This is a genomic window from Bacillus sp. XB1 (assembly GCF_053557995.1).
Genome location: NZ_JBNRIL010000004.1, coordinates 74,017 through 94,215, shown reverse-complemented (window position 1 = coordinate 94,215; position 20,199 = coordinate 74,017). Strand labels below are relative to the sequence as shown.

Sequence of the window (20,199 nt, the reverse complement as noted above, 5' to 3'; positions counted from 1 at the left end):
ATAATACATACTATAATAGAACTACTGTAATTCTGAACTATTCAGTAACACTAAACTATTCCCCTTGCTACCTTCATGATTATTTTATAGCGGGGGCTTATTATATGTATAAACAATCTGAGTCACTCGAAAAATGATGAATTCGAATATTGCAGTAAAAAGCGTTATTTAGGAGGTGTTACTATGACGCATATACTGGTGATTGAAGACAACCCAGATATACAAGAACTTATTCGTGAATTTCTAATGGCACAAAACTTTACAGTTGATGTAGTTGGTGCTGGAACAGAAGGTATTCTTCTTTTCCAAAAAAATTCATACGATCTTGTCCTCCTCGATGTAATGTTACCAGATATAGATGGCTATAGTATTTGTAAAATTATGCGAGGACAATCTGATGTACCAATCATTATGTTAACAGGCTTACATAATGAAGAAAGTGAAATTAAAGGATTTGAATTAGGTATTGATGACTATATTACGAAACCGTTCCATTACACTGTATTTATTAAGCGTGTAGAGGCTGTATTAAGAAGGGCAGCAACGAAGGAAGCAGAAGCTGCAACTATACTACAATTCCATGAATTGATGTTAAACTCTACAGCATATGCAGCTTATGTTCATGGTAATCAAATTGAATTGACAACAAAAGAATTTGAAATTATTTATACTTTACTGCAAAATCGAGGAAAAGTATTATCAAGAAGTGATTTGTTGAATAAGGTATGGGGCTATGAACATTATGGTGATGTAAGAGTTATAGATACACATATTAAAAACTTAAGAAAAAAATTAGGAATTCCTTATATTAAAACGGTGAAAGGCATTGGCTACAAAATCGAATCGTAGCAAAGACAACATCACCAAAAGTATTTTCATCAAAACCTTATTATTTTGTATTCTTTTATCACTTTGCCTTTATCAAATTATTTACTTTCTAGCTTCAAACTACGATAAAGAACGTTTTGCGAAAGAAAATGGAACGCCGACTACAGAACAGGCCGATTCAGATAAGCAAAACGACGGAAGTAAAACGAAGCAAAATAAAGCTGTGTCAGAGGGGAGCATTTCTAATTTTCAATCTTCTATTATAGATTATAAATCTCTTTCTACAGCTATCAATCACCTTTTGCAGCCTAGCCAAACTGTAAAGGCAAAAGAACATACACAAAATCTTTCGGGGAAAAATAGCACTTCTAATCCGCCTACAGAAGCAGAAAAGAAAGCTGCTAATAATGATGCCTTACATACACAAAATGCAGCAAGTAAAACAAATGATACAAAGGATAATCCAAAGTTAGCAGATGCGTTGCAGCAATTAGCTCCACATATTGGCGCGACAATGCTTGCATTATCACTACTCGGATCTTTAATTTATACAAAACTAATTGCCAAACCTTTTCAATATATGAGCGATGCTTTAAAAGATATTATGAATCTTGATTTCTCAGATAAAAAGCTACTTAACAAAAATACAGATCAAACAGATTTTAATTTGCAAGTAGCTGCTTCACAAGTACCAAATATTGTGAAGAATTTACATGCAAGCAATCAAGATTTAAGAAACGAGCTCAAGAAGGAACAACAATTAGAACAATCTCGTAAAGAATTTATGTCTATGGTGTCCCATGAATTAAAAACACCAATCGCAGCCGTCATGGGACAACTAGATGGCATGATTCACGGAATTGGAGCTTATAAAGATAGAGATAAGTATTTGAAACGTTCCTACGAGATGATGCAAGACATTAACATATTAACGGAAAAAATGTCGGAATTATCCAAAATACAAAACCCTCAATTTAAACCGAATTTAGAAGTCATTTCTTTATCTAATATTATTGAGGATGTTATGAAGAAAGTAGATTACTTTGTATCTGTAAAACAATTAAATGTACAATCTAATATTAAACACGACGTACAAATTTTAGCTGATCCTAAATTTATTCAAACTGCTATTTTTAACATTATTTCAAATGCAATTCATTATACAATTGACCATCAGCACGTATATATAAAGCTTTATGAAAAACCAAATGGTTACGCATTAGAAGTATTAAATACAGGTTCACAAATTGATGAAGATAAACTTGCTCATTTATTTGAGCCTTTCTATCGCGCAAATCCTGATAAACACGGGTTAGTACAAGGTAGTGGTCTTGGATTATATATCGTGAAACAAATATTAGATAAACATCAGTTTCCTTACGGGATACAAAACACAGCTCAAGGTGTAAAATGCTCCATTGTATTCCCAAAAGCAATGTAACATTCACTATAATTACATACCCCAAACTCATACTTCATGTGTGAGTGGCGGAATTTTGTAGAGTGTCTTACTCTGTTTCGTTCGCCCGTTATCCTTATTTGGATAGCGGGCGTTTTTTATTACTTAAAAGGAGGATTTTTTATGGAAAAGTTTAAATATTCATTGCTCGTTTTATTCGGTGCTTGCAGCTACGGCATACTTTCAACTATTTTCAAACTCGGATTCATAAATGGATTTTCAGCACATCAACTCCTAGGGGGACAATATGTCTTCGGATGGATTGGACTATTTCTACTCGTTCTTTTCTTTTCACATCATAAAGTAACAAAAAAACAATTTTTTTCATTACTAACCGTCGGAACAACAATGAGTATGACTGGGATTTTTTACGCTATTTCTGTAGAAGAACTACCCGCATCTATCGCTGTCGTCCTACTCTTTCAGTTCACTTGGATTGGTCTCATTATCGAAGCCATTGCAAATCGAACATTTCCAAGCCGCGATAAGATCATATCTATCCTTATTTTATTTGCTGGTACATTGTTTGCAGGTGGTGTATTTGAAGGCCTCGGACAAAGTTTTTCTACGAAAGGGATTATCTTTGGGCTATTAGCTGCGGTCTCTTTTTCATTCTATGTTTTTGCAAGCGGGCGCGTCGCTACGGATGTTCCGCCTTATACGAAAAGCTTTCTTATGACAACAAGTGCTACTCTTATCGTATGCCTATTCTTTCCGCCAACCTTTTTAACAGACGGTGCTTTGCAAGCCGGTCTATGGAAATATGCTTTCTTCCTCGGATTATTCGGCGTTGTTGTACCTGTCATTTGTTTTTCAATCGGTGTACCAAAGGTTGGAACAGGACTCGGTACAATATTAGGTGCAGCTGAATTACCAACTGCTATTATCGCTTCTATTACACTTGTACATGAAGTCGTAACGTTCATGCAGTGGATTGGTATTATTTTTATATTGGTTGGGATTTTCACTCCTCAGCTGCTTACGGCTAGGAAAGAAAGGAAACAAAATCGCGTGCACAGCGCTTGAAAAAATACAGAATTTATATAAAAGATATAACTGCAATTAAAATAAGTAAATTTATCTGGAGGTATAAATGACTATTTTAAGCATCGTATTTTTTGCTATTATGTGTATCTTCTTCCTAATAAGATATATGAAAGAAAAGAAATTTTACGATTTACTTCTCGTTCCCGTTTGTATATATGCAGGAGCAGTGAAAACTCCTTTCGTAGAGTACTTAAACTTTAATACTACATTTAAAATAACGTATGATATTGCAGCTATTATTCTTGTAATCCTTGCTGTACTTTTCTTTTTGAAAGATAAGAAAGAGAACCATACTGCATAACAAAAGACCTTTCATTTACTTGAAAGGTCTTTTTCTCTATCTCATTTTACCGCTCCATACAGCTTCTCTATCTCATGCTCAATTTGTTTTACATCGATTCGCTCAAATAATGGCTGTACGCTATCAATTCTACTTGGCAACGTATTTTGCGGTTCCCAATTTCGTTTCACAATCGACAATGTGTTTCGAACTCTTTCACTTGAAAATGGTAAAAATGGCTCAAGGAGATGGGCAAAATTAGCGATAAGATACACACAGTTATAAATCGTTTCTTCACATGAAACTGGATCATCTTCTCTTTGTTTCCAAGGCTGCTTTTCATCAAAATATTTATTTGCAAAACGTACTGTATCAAATACTGTCTCTAGCGCCACCTTAAATTTAGTTTGCTCAATCGCCTCTCCTACCTGTTTATATAATCCTTCTACTTTATCTTTCAGCTCTACTTCAATACTTCCTTTCGGCACGATACCACCATAATATTTTTCAATAAACTTTAATGTCCGGTTCACAAAGTTCCCGTATGCACCTAATAATTCACTATTATGACTGTAAATAAATTCCCGCCATGAAAAATCAGTATCGCGATTTTCTGGTGCGTTGACGGTTAAAAAGTAACGAATAGAATCTGGATCATAGCGTTCTAATATGTCAGGCACCCATACTGCCCAGTTTTTACTTGTAGATAATTTTCTTTTTTCAACTGTTAAATATTCATTCGAAACGATATGACGCGGGATTGCTTCCTCCCCTATTCCAAGTAATACCGCTGGCCAAATGACGGAATGAAACGGAATATTATCCTTTCCGTGCACATAATATGTTTTCGCTTCGCTATCCCAAAACTCTTGATCATCTTTCCCTGTTTCTTCAGCCCAATGTTTACTCGCTGAATAATAGCCTGTCACTGCTTCAATCCATACGTAAATTTTCTTATCTTCATACCCTTCTACTGGAATTGGTACCCCAATTGGCAAATCACGTGATACGGCCCTATCTAGTAATCCTTCCTTTACATATCTCTCTGTTAGTTGAATCGCATTGTCGCGCCATGTCCCTGTTTGTTTGGCAATTTCTACAGTCCTTTTAATTTGCTGCTGAAATGTATGCAATGCAAAATAGAAATGCTCTGTTTCCTCTACAGATGGCGTACTACCACATAACTTACATTTCTTTTCTAACAAATCGAGAGGATCTAAAATAGCAGAACAAGCATCGCATTGATCTCCTCTTGCTGCTTCATGGCAATGTGGACATATTCCTTCTACATAACGATCCGGTAAAAACTGCGTACACGTTTCACAATACGCTTGTTCCACTGTTTTTTTATAAATATGTCCTTCTTCTAATAAACGTAAAAAAACATTTTGAACTGTTTCATGATGGTGCTCACTATCTGTACGTGTATAGCAATCATAAGTAAAACCAAGGCTACGAAAACATCGCTGGAACTCTTCATGATACTTATCAGCAATTTCTTTCGCTGTCACACCTTCTTGTTTTGCTCTAATTGCAATCGGTGTTCCATTACAATCACTCCCTGAAACATACAGCACATTCTCACCTTTTGCCCTGTAATAACGCGCTAAAATATCTCCAGGTAACAAACTCGCAATATGGCCAAGGTGTAACGAACCATTTGCATACGGCCAAGCGCCTCCAATAAAAATACTCATCTTACATTCCTCCTTTTAAATATAAAAAGCCCCGCCCTTATCTTAAAAAAGATAAGGGCGGGGCTGTATAAACAGTCGCGGTACCACCTTATTTCGCCAATTACTCACATAATTAGCCTTAACAAGTACGGAGCTATATGCTCTTATACTGTGGTTTTGATAACGAGTACCAACTCTCGTCGCCGCCTACTATTATCATTTGATAAGTTCAGGACGAAGCTCAAAGGCCATTGTTCAAATGAATATTCTTGCTTCTTCTCAGCTACCGAAGCTCTCTGGAAAGAATGTGTTCATCCTACTTTTCCTTTTCAACGCTTTTACGTATAAAAAGTATTGTACGACTTAATAACAGAAAAATCAAACTTTTATTCAGAAAGAAAAGGAAATCCCATCCCTCTGCCGAATAACTATACGTTCACAAAAGGAGTGATAACATTGAACCAAAAACAACTAAGCACTATAAATGAAAAAAGCTGGAATACAGCTGCTTATGAAGCTTGGACGAATCGCCACGGGGCACCAGCTGATTATGCGAAAAAAATCATGAAAGATCCCACGCGCGAAGTAGCACATTATTTACCTTACATACAATCTCCAAAAGGAAAATGTATTATTAATTTACTCGGCTCAAAAGGAAATAAAGCTGTCGCACTCGCTCTTTTAGGAGCTGACGTAACAGTTGTTGATATTTCAGCAAGTAATGCAAAATATGCAAATGAACTTGCGGAAGCCGCAGGCGTCTCTATTCATTACATCGTTTCTGATGTACTAGATGTAAATCTCTCCAAATCATTTGATATCGTATTACTGGAACTTGGTGTACTTCATTACTTTCTAGATTTAAAACCACTTTTTACAACAATCTCTCAACTACTAAAGCCCGGTGGAATACTTATCCTTCGCGATTACCATCCAATATACACAAAGCTATTAGGAGTAGACCATCCATCATTTCGAGCAAGTGGAAATTATTTCGATAAAGAATTAATTGAAGATGATGTTGCTTATAGCATCCTTCTTACAGAAGCACAGAAAGAATCGCTACCTAAAACAACCATCCGTCGCTGGACGTTAGGAGAAATTATTACAACACTCGCGGAAGAACATTTTAAAATTGAAAAACTAGTTGAAGAACACGGACCTCATCAAAGATGGCTCTTCCCTTCTACTGCACCGGAAGGAATCGAAGAACGTATCCCTGGTCTATATACAATAATTGCGACAGCATGCAAAAAAGGATCCCTTCACGGATAGGATCCTTTTTGCATGCTCACGCATATAAGTTGAGGTTGGAGATTACCATAATTCTGTAGAATAGGACACAAGATATTTCAACATTTCGTCTCTGACTTACGCCGTCAAAAAGGGGTATGACCAACATAACGAAGAGTAATGTTTTAGTTGATACTGATAATCGTTATCAACTAATTAGAAGTATACATGATGTCATTTCAAATTTCAATAGCATTTCTAATATTTATTTATGAATTTTATGATATGCAAATGTATACATTTTAAGAACTTTTTCTAATACCAATCTGACTCCTTCCATTATCTGCTATAATTTTCATTGAACAGATTAATAACTTCATAATAATGTTTTTATTAATTTCGTTTTGAATATCCATAAATCATAATAAACAGTTTAAATGAGGGTAGGGGTAACGATGAAATATGTTAGTATTCGAAAAAAACTACTGTTCACACTCTTAAGCATTTCTTCTTTATTTAGCATTGCTCTTATAGTTATTCTTTCATTCGCCATGAATCAAGCAAGTGAAATTGAAACGTTAAAAAATGATGTATCAAAAAGAGCGACGATTTTAAAAGAACGTGGCGATTGGTTCCAAGCACAAGTTGCTGGTTTACAAGAATATTTACTATCACATGATCAAAAAGGATTAGATAAGTTCAACCGAGAAGGGAAAAAATTAGCTGATACTAGAGAGAAAGTAACAAGTGACAAGAAGCTCCCAGAAGGAATGAAAGAAGCTATTTTAATGGGGGGAAAATGGCGTAGCGTCATAGATAATGAGGTACTACCTCTTGCTCGTGAAGGAAAATGGGACGAAGCATCCAAAATTGCTTTAGCACAAACAGATTATGTAAATGATCTTTTAGATCGTTTTAATAAATATACAAATGAAGAGAATGAGAAACGTGACGCATTAATTGCTGACGTCGAGTCTTCTTCATCACTTATTCAATATATTATTTTCTTCTCACTCATTACATGTACATTAACGTCTATTTTATTAGCATGGTGGTTCTCTGGTAAACTCGTTAAACCAATTCGACAAATTGATGAGAAGTTAAAAGAATTAGCTTCTCAAGATGGAGATTTAACGGCTAGATTACACGTAACAAGTAAAGATGAAATAGGTGACATTGCAAATTCCTTTAATCAAATGCTCACTAACTTACAGCATATAATAAAACAAGTTCAACAAACATCAACAAGTGTAAAAGAAGCTTCCGAAAATGTATTTATCGAAACGACTGCTTCTATGGAAAATACCGCAAGGACCCAAGAAACTATGAATGCTCTTGAACACAATATTCGTTCACAAGTTTCTAGCATTGAAGAAAGTTCAACTGCAATGGATGACATGGCAACAAGTGTTCAGCGTATCGCTGAGTCCGCCTCTTCTGTTACTAGTTTAGCTGTCACAACTTCAGAAAAAGCAGATGATGGGAATAAAGTCATTGAGAAATCTATTACACAAATGCACACAATTAACGAAGCTGTTAACGCTACATCACAAGTAATTGAGCGACTCATTACACATACAAATCATATCGATACTGCACTTCAATCTATTTCGAATATCGCCGAGCAAACAAATTTACTCGCTTTAAATGCTTCTATTGAAGCAGCTCGTGCTGGTGAACATGGAAAAGGATTCGCTGTTGTTGCTGATGAGGTTCGAAAACTTGCTGAACAATCTCAACTAGCCGCAACTGACATTAACCATTTACTGCATCAAATTCAAGCCGATACTAAAATAGCAAATGACATGATGACACAAGGTCAAGCAGAAGCTTCTGAAGGAATTACTGTTATTCGTACTGCCGGATCTTCATTCTCAGAAATTGTTAACCACATTAACAAAGTCTCTACGCAAATGCAAGAAATGTCTGCAACTGCTGAAGAGATGGCTGCAAGCTCTGAAGAAATGAACGCAGCTTTAAATAATATCGCCTCTATTTCAAATGAAGTTGCTGCAGAAACATTACAAACAGCACATTCAGCTGGTGATCAAGTAAACAAAATGAGTATCGTGGCTAACAAATCATCTGAAATGAAAACAATCGTACAAGAACTTGAAGTTCTCGTCTCTCATTTCAAAACAAACGCTTAAAGTGAAAATGACACGAGCTCAAAGGTATAGGAAAGAAAGTTTTACAGGTTCTCCTTTTTCACTTTAAAATATCTCTTTCTATCTCTCATTCCGTCTGCTATAATTCCTAAAGGAAATAAGAAAGCTTTATTCCAACTGGAGTAAAGCTTTCTTTCAATTTTTTACATTTATTAATTCTAATACTAAGATTTCACAAAGGAGGCTTTTAATTATATGAATTTTGTAAGTATCAGAAAAAAACTTATGTTCATGATGGGAACGATTTGCGCTTTATTTGGCATCGCCTTAGCTTTTATTTTATTTTTTGCTATTGACCAATCTCGTAAAGCTGAAACATTACAAAAAGAAATTTCTCCACTGGCAACAGAATTGAAAGAACGTGGAGACGCTTATCAAGTACAGCTATCTGCTTTAAGGGGTTATTTACTACAACATGATCAAGTCGAATTAGACAAGTTTAATCAGATGAGTAAACGTCTTGAAGATTCAAAAGATAAACTTCTTTCTAATCCAAATCTTTCTTCGTCCGTAAAAAGCACAATGGAATTAGGGTCTACTTGGAGAAAGTTCATTGAAGAAAAAGTATTCACTCTTGCAAAAGAACAAAAATGGGAAGAAGCTTTACAAGTAGCTTCTTCAGAAAACGGAACGGTCTATAAAGTAATTGGTGACTTCACAAATTACAGTAATGAACAAGCTAAATTACGTGAACAATCTATTGAAAAAATTGACCAATCTGCACTCTTAATTGAATATGTTATTTTCTTATCACTTGTTATTTGTATTGTCGCTGCAATTATTCTTGCATGGTGGTTCTCTGGTAAACTTGTGAAACCAATTCAACAAATTGACACGAAACTAAAAGAATTAGCCTCTCAAGAAGGTGACTTAACGGCACGTCTACAAGTAAATAGCAACGATGAAATAGGTGCTATCGCAACATCATTTAATAAAATGTTAGAAAACCTACAACATATCATTAATCGTGTTCAAAAAACATCAGTGGAAGTACAAACCGCTTCTGAAAATATGCTAGAAAAAACGAATACATCACGTGAGGCGACATTAAGAGTCCAAAGCTCGATGTCCAACTTAAATGCAAGTATTCAATCACAAACTTCTAGTATGGAAGAAAGTTCAACTGCAATGGATGATATGGCAGTAAGTGTTCAGCGCATCGCTGAATCTGCTTCATCTGTAGCGGAACTTGCTGTTGCCACATCTGAACATGCTAGCGATGGAAGTACGGTTATCCAAAAATCTGTTTCACAAATGACAACAATACACAAAGCTGTAAATGCTACGTCAGAAGTGGTTGAACGTCTAATCACTCATACGAAATATATTGATACTGCTGTACAATCTATTTCTAATATTGCTGAGCAAACAAACTTACTTGCTTTAAATGCTTCTATTGAGGCAGCTCGTGCTGGCGAGCACGGAAAAGGATTTGCTGTCGTAGCTGACGAAGTTCGAAAACTTGCTGAACAATCTAAAACAGCTGCAACAGACATTAATCAATTACTACATCAAATTCAAAATGATACAGAAACTGCTAGCTCTATGATGTCTCAAGGCCGTTCTGAAGCATTTGAAGGTATCAATGTTATTCGTGAAGCTGGTACTTCTTTCACAACAATTGTGGAACAAGTAAATAAAGTATCTACTCAAATGCAAGATATATCAGCAACTGCTGAAGAAATGGCTGCAAGTGCTGAAGAAATGAATGCTTCACTTAATAACATCGCTTCTATCTCTACTGAAGTATCCAGCGAAACTGCCGCAACGGCACAATCTGCTGAACAGAAAGTTATTGTTATGAATGAAATGACAGTAACTGCTAGAAAAATGAAACAAACAGTTGAAGAGTTAGATCAACTCGTATCTCATTTTAAAACAGAATAGATGTTCAAAAATATCCCTTCTTTGAAAGAGGGATATTTTTTTGAGCTCATTTCCTGCACATTATGCTCATTTCCGTTATAATGAGAATCGATATCATTAAAGTGTAGGAGGGGCTGCTTATGTCACAAGAAGCATTTGAAAATAAATTACTTGCCAATTTAGAAGCTGTTATTGACCCTGAACTAGGTGTTGATATCGTTAATCTTGGATTAGTGTATGACGTTACAGCAGATGAAAATAATAATGCTGTCATTACGATGACTATGACTTCTATCGGTTGTCCAATGGCTGGGCAAATCGTATCAGACGTTAAAAAAGTATTATCAACAAACGTACCTGAAGTTAATGAAATAGAAGTAAATGTCGTTTGGAATCCGCCCTGGTCGAAAGAACGTATGTCACGTATGGCAAAAATCGCATTAGGTATTCGCGACTAAATAAAGTGGAAATTTCATCATTTGCGGATAGCGGGATAAAGAAAAGACCTGACTAGGATGTCAGGTCTTTTCTCTTATTATTTTACACCTACTGCATCATAAGCTTTCGTTACAGCTTGTACAGCTTTAGAGTTTTTACCGTATAAATCTTCAGCTGACTGAAGTGCCGCTTGACGCATCATTTTGAAGTCAGAGTTTGCAGTTAAATATTTCGTAAGCGCACGGTAGTAAATTTTTTCTGTTGCTTCACGGCCCACTCCAGTTACTTTCACGCCGTAATGATCTCCGCCTTCAGATACTAAATAAGCAGCTTTATTATTAATACTACTGTTAATATGAACGCCGCCATTATCAGCTGTTCCAGTATAACGTTTACTATAGTGATCTGGGTAACCTTCACTTGGTTTTAATGGGTTTGGAATAGACGCTGGATCTTTTAATGAACGAAGTGCATCGCCTGGTTTATCAGGTGTATAAATGTCAGCACCTAAATCCCAGCTCTTCTTCTCAACCATAACACCCATAATGTCAGATAACGATTCATTTAACGCCCCTGACTCATTTTTGTAAACAAGGTTTGCTGTATGTTCAGTTACAGCATGCGTTAATTCGTGACCGATAACATCAAGTCCAGCAGATAATGGAATGAATGTTTTTCCATCGCCATCACCGTACATCATTTGCACACCATTCCAAGCTGCGTTATTCCAAGCTGTACCTACGTGAACAGTTGAAATAAGCTTCGCACCTTTATCATCGAAAGAGTTACGATTAAATGTCTTTTTGTAGTAATCATATACTTTTCCCGCATTTACATGCGCATCAACTGCAGCTTTATCTTCGAAGAACTTAGATTTACTTTCAACTTCTTCTCCTGTATATCCAAGCCATTGTGAGAATAAATTAAACCAGTTCTCGTCCATATTTTCTGCATCAAATGTATGAACACCTTGTCCTCGTTTACCATCAAACAAGTTGAATTGTCCTGTTTTCGTATCTTGAGCAATTTCAAATGATTGTCTAGCACCTAATACTCCGTAACCAAATCCAGTAATGTTATCTACAGCGTTATATTTCTCAATAACATTTCCATTCGTTGCATCAACAAAATAATGCCAATATCCTGGAGCTGGTTTTGAAATCGATGCCTTAACTAAGTATGCAAGATAGTAATTACCGTCCTTTTCATATACAAATAAATCTTTTTTCACACCGTCATAACTCTTTACTTTACCAATTTCTTTCTCAATATCTGCCTTTGCAATCGTTTCTGCTTGTTCCGCAGTAATGCTTGCAGCTGCAGGAATATTTTTATCATCTAAATTCGGAATAACTTGTCCGAAGAATGCTTTTACATTATTCTCTTTATCAAGTGTAACAGTTTGATCAGAACCGTACACAGGAATGTTATTATGTTTCTCAACTAGCTTCACATGTGTCGTATCAGATTCAGCGTCTTTTTCTTCCCCAACGATATTAAAATGCTTTTCAATATTTCCTGCTAATTTAAACATATCTTTCTTACTCTCTAAGTATTGAAAGACTGTCTCTTTTTTATCTAGTCCTTCCGGTGCTTTCCATTCTTCACCTATGTATGCAGGTGTTTTAAATTCTTGATGATATTGAATTTTTTGTTCTTCCGCTTTCGTTGTCGTTGCCCCAAACGCTCCAAATCCCCCGGCGATAACAGTTAACGCTAATGCTGATGAAATGACTTGCTTTTTCACTATAACATTCCCCATTCCCATAAAGATTTTTGACACTTTTATACAATTCTTATTTTCCCAGCTGATACCTCTACCGAAAATTTGAGAAACATTTTTCAGACAATTCCAATCAAAAAAAGAGGACATCTATCGGATGTCCTCTTTTCTATAAACCTTTTATTGTTTTTTCAATTCAATTGCTAAATAGTGTGATTGCTCTTTTGCTTCAATATGAATATCTTCTTCTACCGCTTCCGCTGCATCACGCATAACAAGATTTTCACCATTGATTACACTGCTTCCTTCAATTTGTACAAGATACAATTGACGGCCTTCTTTCACTGGAAAATGAATTTCTTTTCCAGCCTCTAATGATAAGGAATATAAATTCGCATCTTGGTGAATTTGAATTGGTGCATTTCCTTCTACTGAAGATACCATGTGGAACCATTCATTTTCACGCTTGCTCCAATCAAATTTAAACTCACCATAGTTTGGTTTATGATCTGCACGGTCTGGTAAAATCCAAATTTGTAATAAACGCAGCGTTTCATCGCCTAAATTATGCTCGCTATGAAATACGCCCGTGCCAGCACTCATATATTGAACATGTCCACGCTCAATTGTTCCGCGATTTCCCATGCTGTCTTCATGTGTTAAAGCACCATCTACAACGTAAGAAATAATCTCCATATCACGATGTGGATGCATATCAAAACCAGTTTGCGCCGCTACTAGATCATCATTAATAACACGTAACGCTCCGAAGTTCATGTTATTTGGATTATAGTAATTGGCAAAAGAAAAATGAAAATGTGTATTTAACCAACCATGATTTGCTCTGCCCATATTTTTATGATCAATTTTTCTAAACATATCCTTCACCTCATACTATCTCGAATTCGAGATTTATTTTAAATTTTTTTCTTATTGTAACTTTTTTAGTAGTGTTAATAATTGCTTTTGTTCCTCTATGTTTAAATTATGAAACTTCTCTGCTTGGAACGTTTCTTGAGGTGGGACGATTTCTTCATATAAAGCTCTTCCCTTTTCTGTTAAAGAAATATATTTCGTAGTACCCTCTTGTTCACGCAAAATCCACTCAAGCTGCTCCATTTTATTTAAAAGCTGCGTTACATTTCCTTTCGTAACAAATAGCTTATTTCCAAGTTCTTGCTGCGTTAAACGATCATGTCCTCCAACTTGAGCTAACACATCAAACTGGGCGGCAGATACATTCCATCTTTTCAAATGCTGATTCGTCTCACGAATACTCTTATTATAAAAGCGTGACAAACGAAACCATAATAGTAGCCCTAGTCTATCTTCTGTTTTCATTTCATCACCTCGCTCGTTTCATATCATTAGTTTAGAACTAAACTTAATAAAAGTCAAATACTTATTTTTAATAAGCATAAAGAAAGCACAGGGCTATTTCTCCACTATGCTTTACATTAACTTTCTACTCTTATATTCATCCAATTTCCTCTCCGCGAACTTCCTCGCATCTTTTTCAATCCACCGCTCTTCGTACCGTTCACTTCCCACATACAATATATCTCTCTTATGTTGCATCGCATGGCGAAATTCATGCAGTAGCGTTTTGAGAACTTGCTCATACTCTTCCCACATACAAACGAAAATTAATTTCTTTTCTTTATGATAAAAACCACCTACTGGGAATAGGAACTCTTCTTCCTCTTCCCCTAATGATAGAAGTACATCATTTGCATCACACGTATCACAAAAAATAACGGGTGTTTTACATACTTCAATAAGAGAACACAAATCCTCTCTCAGCTTTTTGACATCCCAAGGAAGCTCCGAATCCAACACATACCAATTCTCTACCTGTTGATATACATTTTGAAACTGGAGTTCCATTTTTCTTTATTCCCCTTTCCAAACTCCCTTTTCCTATATGTATGCCACAATATAGTAAATATTAAACGTATTCTTTCATCCTTGAAAAAATGCCAATAAAAAGGAATCTACTTCGACATAGATTCCTTTTCTGTAATCACTTTTTTTTCATCATTTTTTTTAATACAAAATAACCAATTGCACAAACAATAGCAACAAGTGCAAAGTATTTCACATATGGCCCCGCAACTTTATTAATACTTTCCCACTCTGTTCCTAATTTAAAACCTAAATATACAAACACAATTGACCACGGAATAACAGCTAATGTAGTTAGCGTAATAAACTTAGCATGTGACATTTTCGCAATACCCGCTGGTATCGAAATAGCATGACGCACAACCGGAATAAAACGTGCGGTAAAGATAACGCCAGTTCCATAACGATTAAACCAATCTTCAGCATAATCAATATGTTTCTTCTGAATTAAAATATATTTTCCATATCGCTCAAGAACAGGTCTTCCTCCATATCGACCAATCCAATAAATGAATAGTTGTGCAATTACACCACCAATTGTACCGAACGCGACAGCGCCCCAAAATGTAATGCTTCCTGTTGATACTAAATAGCCTGCATAAGACAATACGATTTCACTTGGAATAACCTCTAGCATTAATCCAAGCATAATTCCCCAATAACCAAGTCCTTCTAAAAAAACTAAAACCGAATGAATCAACTCTCCTAACATCATGTACCTCTCTTTACTGTTTTCATCACCAAAATAAAAGTACAAGCAGGAAATATCTTGTACTTTTATTTTTTTAATTTAGTTAGTCTTCGTATCCCACTTAAAGATTTTATTTAAGAATTTATATACATTCTTCGACTCTTTTGTCAGAAGTGGGCCTAAAATGGATAGTATAAGCACGTATAGTGCTGAGAATGGTTTCAGTACTGACATTAAACCACCGGCGATACCGATATTAGCCATAATGATGGAGAACTCTCCTCTTGAAACGATTGTTAATCCGATATTTGTTGATGCTTTATGAGATAATCCAGCTTGTCTTCCTGCAATCATTCCTGCTACAAAGTTACCGATTATCGTAAGAAGGACAGCACCTAACGTTAACCATATCGCTCCGCCTAATGAGAACGGATCAATACTTAACCCGAAGCTGAAGAAGAAAATAGCTCCGAAAAAGTCTCTAAATGGAACAACAAGATGTTCAATTCGGTCACTATGCTCTGTCTCAGAGAAAACTAATCCTAGAAGAAGTGCTCCAATTGCTTCTGCAACGTGAATTGTTTCTGAAAAACCAGCAATGAAGAATAACGAAGCAAATACTACAATAATAAAGATTTCATCTGAGCTAATATTGAGCAATTTATTTAATAACGGCGTAGCCTTTCTAGCTACTATAAAGAATAGAAGCATATATCCTAAAGCAATTCCAATTGAAGTAAGGGCACCTAAGAAGGAAGCGTGATCCCCAAGTACTAAACCAGAAACAACTGATAAATATACAGCAAGGAATATATCTTCAAACATAATAATTCCTAAAATTAATTCGGTTTCATTATTACCAGTTCTTCTTAAGTCCACTAACACTTTAGCAACGATAGCGCTAGAAGAAATCGTAATAATACCCGCAATAATTAAGATTTCTAGTAATGGGAATCCCATTATAAATCCGTATAACAAACCAAGTGAAAAGTTAATTAAAATATAAATCGTTCCGCCAATCGCAATAGAGCGTCCAGATTTAATTAGTTTTTTCATTGAAAATTCTAATCCTAGATAGAATAGAAGGAATAGAACCCCAATCCGTCCAAGGAAAGAAATTACACTTGCACTTTCAATAAATTTGAGATCGATAACACCTATTGTCGGTGCATGCGGTCCTACTAACATTCCAAGAACGATTAGAAAAGGAATTACTGAGAATTTAAATTTTCCAGCAATTACTGCTGCAATTGCCACTAAAACTAAAGCTGTACCAACTTCAAAAATTAACGTATCCATCTAATCAGTCCCCCCTATTTGAAAGTAATTCATTAATGATTTTTTTAATTTCTTCTCTCTCACCTGAAACTACAAGCATATCTCCTTCTTCAATTACTGTTTCTGGTCCTGGATTAAATAGCTTCTTCATGTTCTTCTTCATAACCGCGATTATTGTTACGCTATATGTTTTTCTTATTTCAAGATCGCCAATTGTTTTTCCGATTGCTGGAGCTGTATTCTCCACTTTGAACCACTCAATCGCTAAACCTTCAAAAACCATCTCAACATTTTCTAACGCCCTAGGCTTATATACCATTCCACCTAATATTGCAGCGATTTGTCTTGCCTCTGAGTCACGTAGTGAAATACTTGAGATGCTTTCTTCATGGTCTGAATCAAAATGATACATTTCTCTACGACCATCATCATGAATGACAATTACCATCTTTTCATTACCTTTCGTAACGATTTGAAACTTATAACCAATACCCGGAAGTTCACTTTCTCTAATATTCATTTTTAGCTCCTCCATAACTTGTTTATTTTAATTTTCTGTTTTTCTGTCTTTTATTCATCCAATCAACTTTAGAAATTCTAACCACTCAGGATATTTGTGATTTGGAAATCTTTTATTGTAATAATAAGTGGACCCTAAAAAGATACTTAAAGATGTAATGATAAAAAATATATTACTTCTCATTTTCAAACTCTCAAGGCTTACTTTCCATAAAGAATCTTCTTTCAAATTATCCCCACCTTCTCGCTTTAAATTTAGTTTTTTAAAATGTAAATAATTCTAAAAATATTACGATGTAACATAATCATAACACAAAAATGTTTTAAGTAACATAATTTTTTAGAAAAATTGATTCTCGTATATTTTTTGCATATAATTTTCTTATTACGAAAAAAAGGAAGTGTATTATATGGTTGATATCTTTAGCAGATTCCTTGAGGTAACGAATAATATTTTATGGTCATATATTCTTATTGCAATGCTAATCGGCTTCGGTCTTTACTTCTCTTTTAAATTAAAATTTGTCCAAATTACTCATTTCAGTGAGATGGTCAGCTTAATTAGTAAAGGGTTTAATCGAAAAGAAAAAAAGAAAGATAGCATCTCACCATTCCAAGCATTTTGCTTAAGTGCAGCAGCACGTATCGGTATCGGAAACTTAGCTGGTGTAGCATTAGCAATTTCAATGGGTGGACCTGGCGCAATATTTTGGATGTGGTTTATCGCAATTATCGGAGCAGCTACTAGTTTTGTAGAATGTACACTTGCGCAAATTTATAAAGTAAAAGATGGAAGTAGGTTCCGTGGTGGGCCAGCATATTACATGGAAAAAGGGTTAAACAAACGCTGGATGGGCGTCTGGTTTTCACTTCTTATTACAGTTGCGTACGGATTAATTTTCAATTCAGTGCAAGCAAATACAGTAACAATAGCGTTTGAAAATGCTTTTGGACTAGAGCGAACAATCGTAGGAGCTCTATTAGCCTTATTAGTTGCAGTTATTATTTTTGGTGGCATTAAGAGCATTTCACGTATTACAGAAATGATTGTTCCGCCAATGGCAATCGTTTATATCGGCGTGGCTATTTTTGTCGTTATTAACAACTTCAGTATGTTACCAAGCATTTTCATGGAAATCTTTAACGGTGCATTCGGTTTAGACCAAGCCATCGCTGGTGGTATTGGAGCAGCAATCAAGTTCGGAATTCAGCGCGGTTTATTCGCTACAGAAGCGGGAATGGGTAGTTCTCCTAATGCAGCCGCAACATCTGATGTATCTCACCCTGTAAAACAAGGGCTTGTTCAAGCGTTAGGCGTTTTCGTAGATACATTCTTAGTATGTACATCAACAGCATTTATCGTATTATGTTCTGGACTTTACAAAGGATCAAATTTAGAAGGTATCGAATTAACACAAAACGCATTAAGTTCACAAATTGGACCGTGGGCAAGCACTTTCTTAGCGATTATTATTTTCCTATTCGCTTTCAGTTCACTTCTAGGAAACTACTATTATGGTGAAACAAATATCGCATTCATTAAAGAAAGTAAAACATGGTTAATGATTTATCGTGTTGCAGTTGTCGGAATGGTATTCTTCGGATCAATCGCTGCTCTTAAAACAGTTTGGAGTTTAGCTGATTTATTCATGGGACTAATGGTATTCACAAACTTAATTGCCATCTCATTCCTTAGCAAATTTGCTTACGCTGCATTAGTAGACTATTTGAAGCAAAAGAAACAAGGAAAAGATCCTGTCTTCGTTGCAAACTCTATCCCTGGCTTAAAGAATACAGAGTGCTGGGATGGGCAAGATGTAGAAGAAAAACAAAAGGCTGTTTAACAAATAAAAGCGGAAGCGGCTCGTTCAGAATCGCAGGACACTTCAAGCTCTCGACCTTGAAGAGCTTTTTGCTTCGAGCGAGAGAGCGAAATGACCGGAGATTCTAGCCGCTGGAGCTGGATATCAATTAAAAGCGGAGGTGACTTGCTCAGAACAGGAAGGCGCGAAATGACCGACTGGTCTAGTCACCGGAGCTGGATATCATTAAAAGCACAAGCGGCTCGTTCAGAACAAGAGCCATATCTCAAACAAAGGCCCTATTACTTCACCGTAATAGGGCCTTTTATTTACAACAGTTCATAATTTGTTCAAATTAATTCCAGCAAAAGGGTTGATTTATAGAGATTACTAGATTATAATTATTATAAATTAGTAATTGATATCACATAACAACTCAAAAGGAGATTGATCATAATGAACAAACAAGTAATCGAAGTATTAAACAAACAAGTAGCAGACTGGAGCGTTTTATTCACAAAACTTCACAACTTCCATTGGTACGTAAAAGGACCTCAATTCTTCACATTACACGAGAAATTCGAAGAACTTTACACAGAATCAGCTACTCACATCGATGAAATTGCAGAACGTATTTTAGCAATTGGCGGCAAACCAGTAGCAACAATGAAAGAATACTTAGAACTATCTTCTATTCAAGAAGCAGCATACGGAGAAACTGCAGAAGGGATGGTCGAAGCAATCATGAAAGACTACGAAATGATGCTAGTCGAACTGAAAAAAGGCATGGAAATCGCTCAAGACTCTGACGATGAAATGACATCTGACCTACTACTAGGCATCTACACAGAACTAGAAAAACACGCTTGGATGCTACGTGCGTTCTTGAATCAATAATAATTAAAAGCGGAAGCGGCTTGCTCAGAATCGCAGGGCATTGGAGCTCTCGACCTTGAAGCGCTTTTTGCTTCGAGCGAGAGAGTGAAATGACCGGAGATTCTAGCCGCTGGAGCTGGATATCACCTAAAAGCGGAGGTAGCTTGCTCAGAATGTGAGGGGGATGGAGCTTTTGACGTAGAGGCGCTCTTTGCCTCGCAGGAAAAAGCGAAGCCACCGAACATTCTAGCTACCGGAGCTGGATATAATTAAAAGCGGAAGCGGCTCGTTCAGAGTCGCTTTTTTCTATAGATTGGTCGCGCATGCTGGTACATGAAATTTATATCAGCGATTTTTCCAATATATCGGCGATTCCCCCCAACATATCAGCGATTTTCCAATTATATCGG

At 36.0% G+C, this 20,199-nt stretch carries 18 protein-coding genes and 1 other annotated feature; of the genes, 10 read left to right on the top strand and 8 right to left on the bottom strand.

The genetic code is table 11. From position 1 onward, the window contains the following. Nucleotides 1–183 precede the first annotated feature (183 nt). From ACK1U5_RS23465 to ACK1U5_RS23450, 4 genes are all read left to right on the top strand, one after another. Nucleotides 184–849, top strand: coding sequence for a response regulator transcription factor (locus tag ACK1U5_RS23465; RefSeq protein WP_000148833.1), 666 nt, complete (start codon nucleotides 184–186; stop codon nucleotides 847–849). Beyond that, nucleotides 827–2,269, top strand: coding sequence for a sensor histidine kinase (locus ACK1U5_RS23460; protein ID WP_000201976.1), 1,443 nt, complete (start codon nucleotides 827–829; stop codon nucleotides 2,267–2,269). The genes ACK1U5_RS23465 and ACK1U5_RS23460 overlap by 23 nt, the downstream gene beginning before the upstream one ends. Before the next feature lie 141 nt (nucleotides 2,270–2,410). Continuing rightward, nucleotides 2,411–3,313 (top strand): EamA family transporter, encoded by a 903-nt coding sequence (locus tag ACK1U5_RS23455; protein ID WP_087875920.1) that lies wholly within the window; start codon nucleotides 2,411–2,413, stop codon nucleotides 3,311–3,313. A gap of 67 nt (nucleotides 3,314–3,380) precedes the next feature. Further along, the gene (locus ACK1U5_RS23450; RefSeq protein ID WP_000154132.1) at nucleotides 3,381–3,635 is read left to right on the top strand and encodes a hypothetical protein; all 255 of its coding nucleotides are present in this window, start codon (nucleotides 3,381–3,383) and stop codon (nucleotides 3,633–3,635) included. A gap of 41 nt (nucleotides 3,636–3,676) precedes the next feature. Here the strand turns inward: ACK1U5_RS23450 and metG are convergent, their stop codons facing one another. Continuing rightward, entirely contained in the window at nucleotides 3,677–5,311 is a 1,635-nt protein-coding gene (metG, locus tag ACK1U5_RS23445; RefSeq protein WP_087875921.1) for a methionine--tRNA ligase, read from the bottom strand. 50 nt (nucleotides 5,312–5,361) lie between these two features. Beyond that, nucleotides 5,362–5,632 (bottom strand) — a binding site (T-box leader). Nucleotides 5,633–5,746: 114 nt separating this feature from the next. Between metG and ACK1U5_RS23440 the strand changes: the two genes are divergently transcribed. The 4 genes from ACK1U5_RS23440 (at nucleotide 5,747) to ACK1U5_RS23425 (ending at nucleotide 11,015) form a co-directional block, all read left to right on the top strand. Then, entirely contained in the window at nucleotides 5,747–6,565 is an 819-nt protein-coding gene (locus ACK1U5_RS23440; RefSeq protein ID WP_061139653.1) for a class I SAM-dependent methyltransferase, read from the top strand. Nucleotides 6,566–6,978: 413 nt separating this feature from the next. Further along, complete coding sequence (locus tag ACK1U5_RS23435; protein WP_000878437.1) at nucleotides 6,979–8,673, top strand: methyl-accepting chemotaxis protein; 1,695 nt, start codon at nucleotides 6,979–6,981, stop codon at nucleotides 8,671–8,673. 213 nt (nucleotides 8,674–8,886) lie between these two features. Then, the gene (locus ACK1U5_RS23430) at nucleotides 8,887–10,578 is read left to right on the top strand and encodes a methyl-accepting chemotaxis protein (RefSeq protein ID WP_001012203.1); all 1,692 of its coding nucleotides are present in this window, start codon (nucleotides 8,887–8,889) and stop codon (nucleotides 10,576–10,578) included. 119 nt (nucleotides 10,579–10,697) lie between these two features. After that, nucleotides 10,698–11,015 carry a metal-sulfur cluster assembly factor gene (locus ACK1U5_RS23425; protein ID WP_000076422.1) on the top strand — a complete coding sequence of 106 codons (318 nt, stop codon included), beginning with the start codon at nucleotides 10,698–10,700 and terminating at the stop codon, nucleotides 11,013–11,015. A 77-nt stretch (nucleotides 11,016–11,092) separates the two neighbouring features. Here the strand turns inward: ACK1U5_RS23425 and ACK1U5_RS23420 are convergent, their stop codons facing one another. The 7 genes from ACK1U5_RS23420 to ACK1U5_RS23390 form a co-directional block, all read right to left on the bottom strand. Continuing rightward, nucleotides 11,093–12,742, bottom strand: coding sequence for a M4 family metallopeptidase (locus tag ACK1U5_RS23420; RefSeq protein WP_033685825.1), 1,650 nt, complete (start codon nucleotides 12,740–12,742; stop codon nucleotides 11,093–11,095). A gap of 156 nt (nucleotides 12,743–12,898) precedes the next feature. Then, on the bottom strand, nucleotides 12,899–13,597 hold the full coding sequence (locus ACK1U5_RS23415) for a pirin family protein (RefSeq protein ID WP_000488643.1): 699 nt from the start codon (nucleotides 13,595–13,597) through the stop codon (nucleotides 12,899–12,901). A gap of 51 nt (nucleotides 13,598–13,648) precedes the next feature. Beyond that, nucleotides 13,649–14,059, bottom strand: coding sequence for a MarR family winged helix-turn-helix transcriptional regulator (locus ACK1U5_RS23410; protein WP_061139651.1), 411 nt, complete (start codon nucleotides 14,057–14,059; stop codon nucleotides 13,649–13,651). A 111-nt stretch (nucleotides 14,060–14,170) separates the two neighbouring features. After that, nucleotides 14,171–14,605: a DUF3920 family protein gene (locus tag ACK1U5_RS23405; protein WP_000422795.1), complete on the bottom strand. Its 435-nt coding sequence runs from the start codon at nucleotides 14,603–14,605 to the stop codon at nucleotides 14,171–14,173. Between the two features lie 136 nt (nucleotides 14,606–14,741). Beyond that, the gene (locus tag ACK1U5_RS23400; protein ID WP_000900221.1) at nucleotides 14,742–15,335 is read right to left on the bottom strand and encodes a DedA family protein; all 594 of its coding nucleotides are present in this window, start codon (nucleotides 15,333–15,335) and stop codon (nucleotides 14,742–14,744) included. A 78-nt stretch (nucleotides 15,336–15,413) separates the two neighbouring features. After that, nucleotides 15,414–16,613 (bottom strand): cation:proton antiporter, encoded by a 1,200-nt coding sequence (locus ACK1U5_RS23395; RefSeq protein ID WP_000380223.1) that lies wholly within the window; start codon nucleotides 16,611–16,613, stop codon nucleotides 15,414–15,416. Nucleotides 16,614–16,617: 4 nt separating this feature from the next. Continuing rightward, nucleotides 16,618–17,112, bottom strand: coding sequence for a cation:proton antiporter regulatory subunit (locus ACK1U5_RS23390; RefSeq protein WP_001026075.1), 495 nt, complete (start codon nucleotides 17,110–17,112; stop codon nucleotides 16,618–16,620). A 409-nt stretch (nucleotides 17,113–17,521) separates the two neighbouring features. Between ACK1U5_RS23390 and ACK1U5_RS23385 the strand changes: the two genes are divergently transcribed. Together ACK1U5_RS23385 and ACK1U5_RS23380 are read left to right on the top strand one after the other, a co-directional pair. Continuing rightward, complete coding sequence (locus ACK1U5_RS23385; protein WP_000227591.1) at nucleotides 17,522–18,955, top strand: alanine/glycine:cation symporter family protein; 1,434 nt, start codon at nucleotides 17,522–17,524, stop codon at nucleotides 18,953–18,955. 414 nt (nucleotides 18,956–19,369) lie between these two features. After that, the gene (locus tag ACK1U5_RS23380; protein WP_001041895.1) at nucleotides 19,370–19,810 is read left to right on the top strand and encodes a Dps family protein; all 441 of its coding nucleotides are present in this window, start codon (nucleotides 19,370–19,372) and stop codon (nucleotides 19,808–19,810) included. The last annotated feature ends 389 nt before the right edge of the window (nucleotides 19,811–20,199 follow it).

Coding starts and splice junctions, on each gene's coding strand:
- ACK1U5_RS23465 (WP_000148833.1), top strand. CDS start 184: ATGACGCATATACTGGTGATTGAAGACAACCCAGATATACAAGAACTT.
- ACK1U5_RS23455 (WP_087875920.1), top strand. CDS start 2,411: ATGGAAAAGTTTAAATATTCATTGCTCGTTTTATTCGGTGCTTGCAGC.
- ACK1U5_RS23450 (WP_000154132.1), top strand. CDS start 3,381: ATGACTATTTTAAGCATCGTATTTTTTGCTATTATGTGTATCTTCTTC.
- metG (WP_087875921.1), bottom strand. CDS start 5,311: ATGAGTATTTTTATTGGAGGCGCTTGGCCGTATGCAAATGGTTCGTTA.
- ACK1U5_RS23435 (WP_000878437.1), top strand. CDS start 6,979: ATGAAATATGTTAGTATTCGAAAAAAACTACTGTTCACACTCTTAAGC.
- ACK1U5_RS23430 (WP_001012203.1), top strand. CDS start 8,887: ATGAATTTTGTAAGTATCAGAAAAAAACTTATGTTCATGATGGGAACG.
- ACK1U5_RS23425 (WP_000076422.1), top strand. CDS start 10,698: ATGTCACAAGAAGCATTTGAAAATAAATTACTTGCCAATTTAGAAGCT.
- ACK1U5_RS23415 (WP_000488643.1), bottom strand. CDS start 13,597: ATGTTTAGAAAAATTGATCATAAAAATATGGGCAGAGCAAATCATGGT.
- ACK1U5_RS23410 (WP_061139651.1), bottom strand. CDS start 14,059: ATGAAAACAGAAGATAGACTAGGGCTACTATTATGGTTTCGTTTGTCA.
- ACK1U5_RS23405 (WP_000422795.1), bottom strand. CDS start 14,605: ATGGAACTCCAGTTTCAAAATGTATATCAACAGGTAGAGAATTGGTAT.
- ACK1U5_RS23400 (WP_000900221.1), bottom strand. CDS start 15,335: ATGTTAGGAGAGTTGATTCATTCGGTTTTAGTTTTTTTAGAAGGACTT.
- ACK1U5_RS23395 (WP_000380223.1), bottom strand. CDS start 16,613: ATGGATACGTTAATTTTTGAAGTTGGTACAGCTTTAGTTTTAGTGGCA.
- ACK1U5_RS23390 (WP_001026075.1), bottom strand. CDS start 17,112: ATGAATATTAGAGAAAGTGAACTTCCGGGTATTGGTTATAAGTTTCAA.
- ACK1U5_RS23385 (WP_000227591.1), top strand. CDS start 17,522: ATGGTTGATATCTTTAGCAGATTCCTTGAGGTAACGAATAATATTTTA.
- ACK1U5_RS23380 (WP_001041895.1), top strand. CDS start 19,370: ATGAACAAACAAGTAATCGAAGTATTAAACAAACAAGTAGCAGACTGG.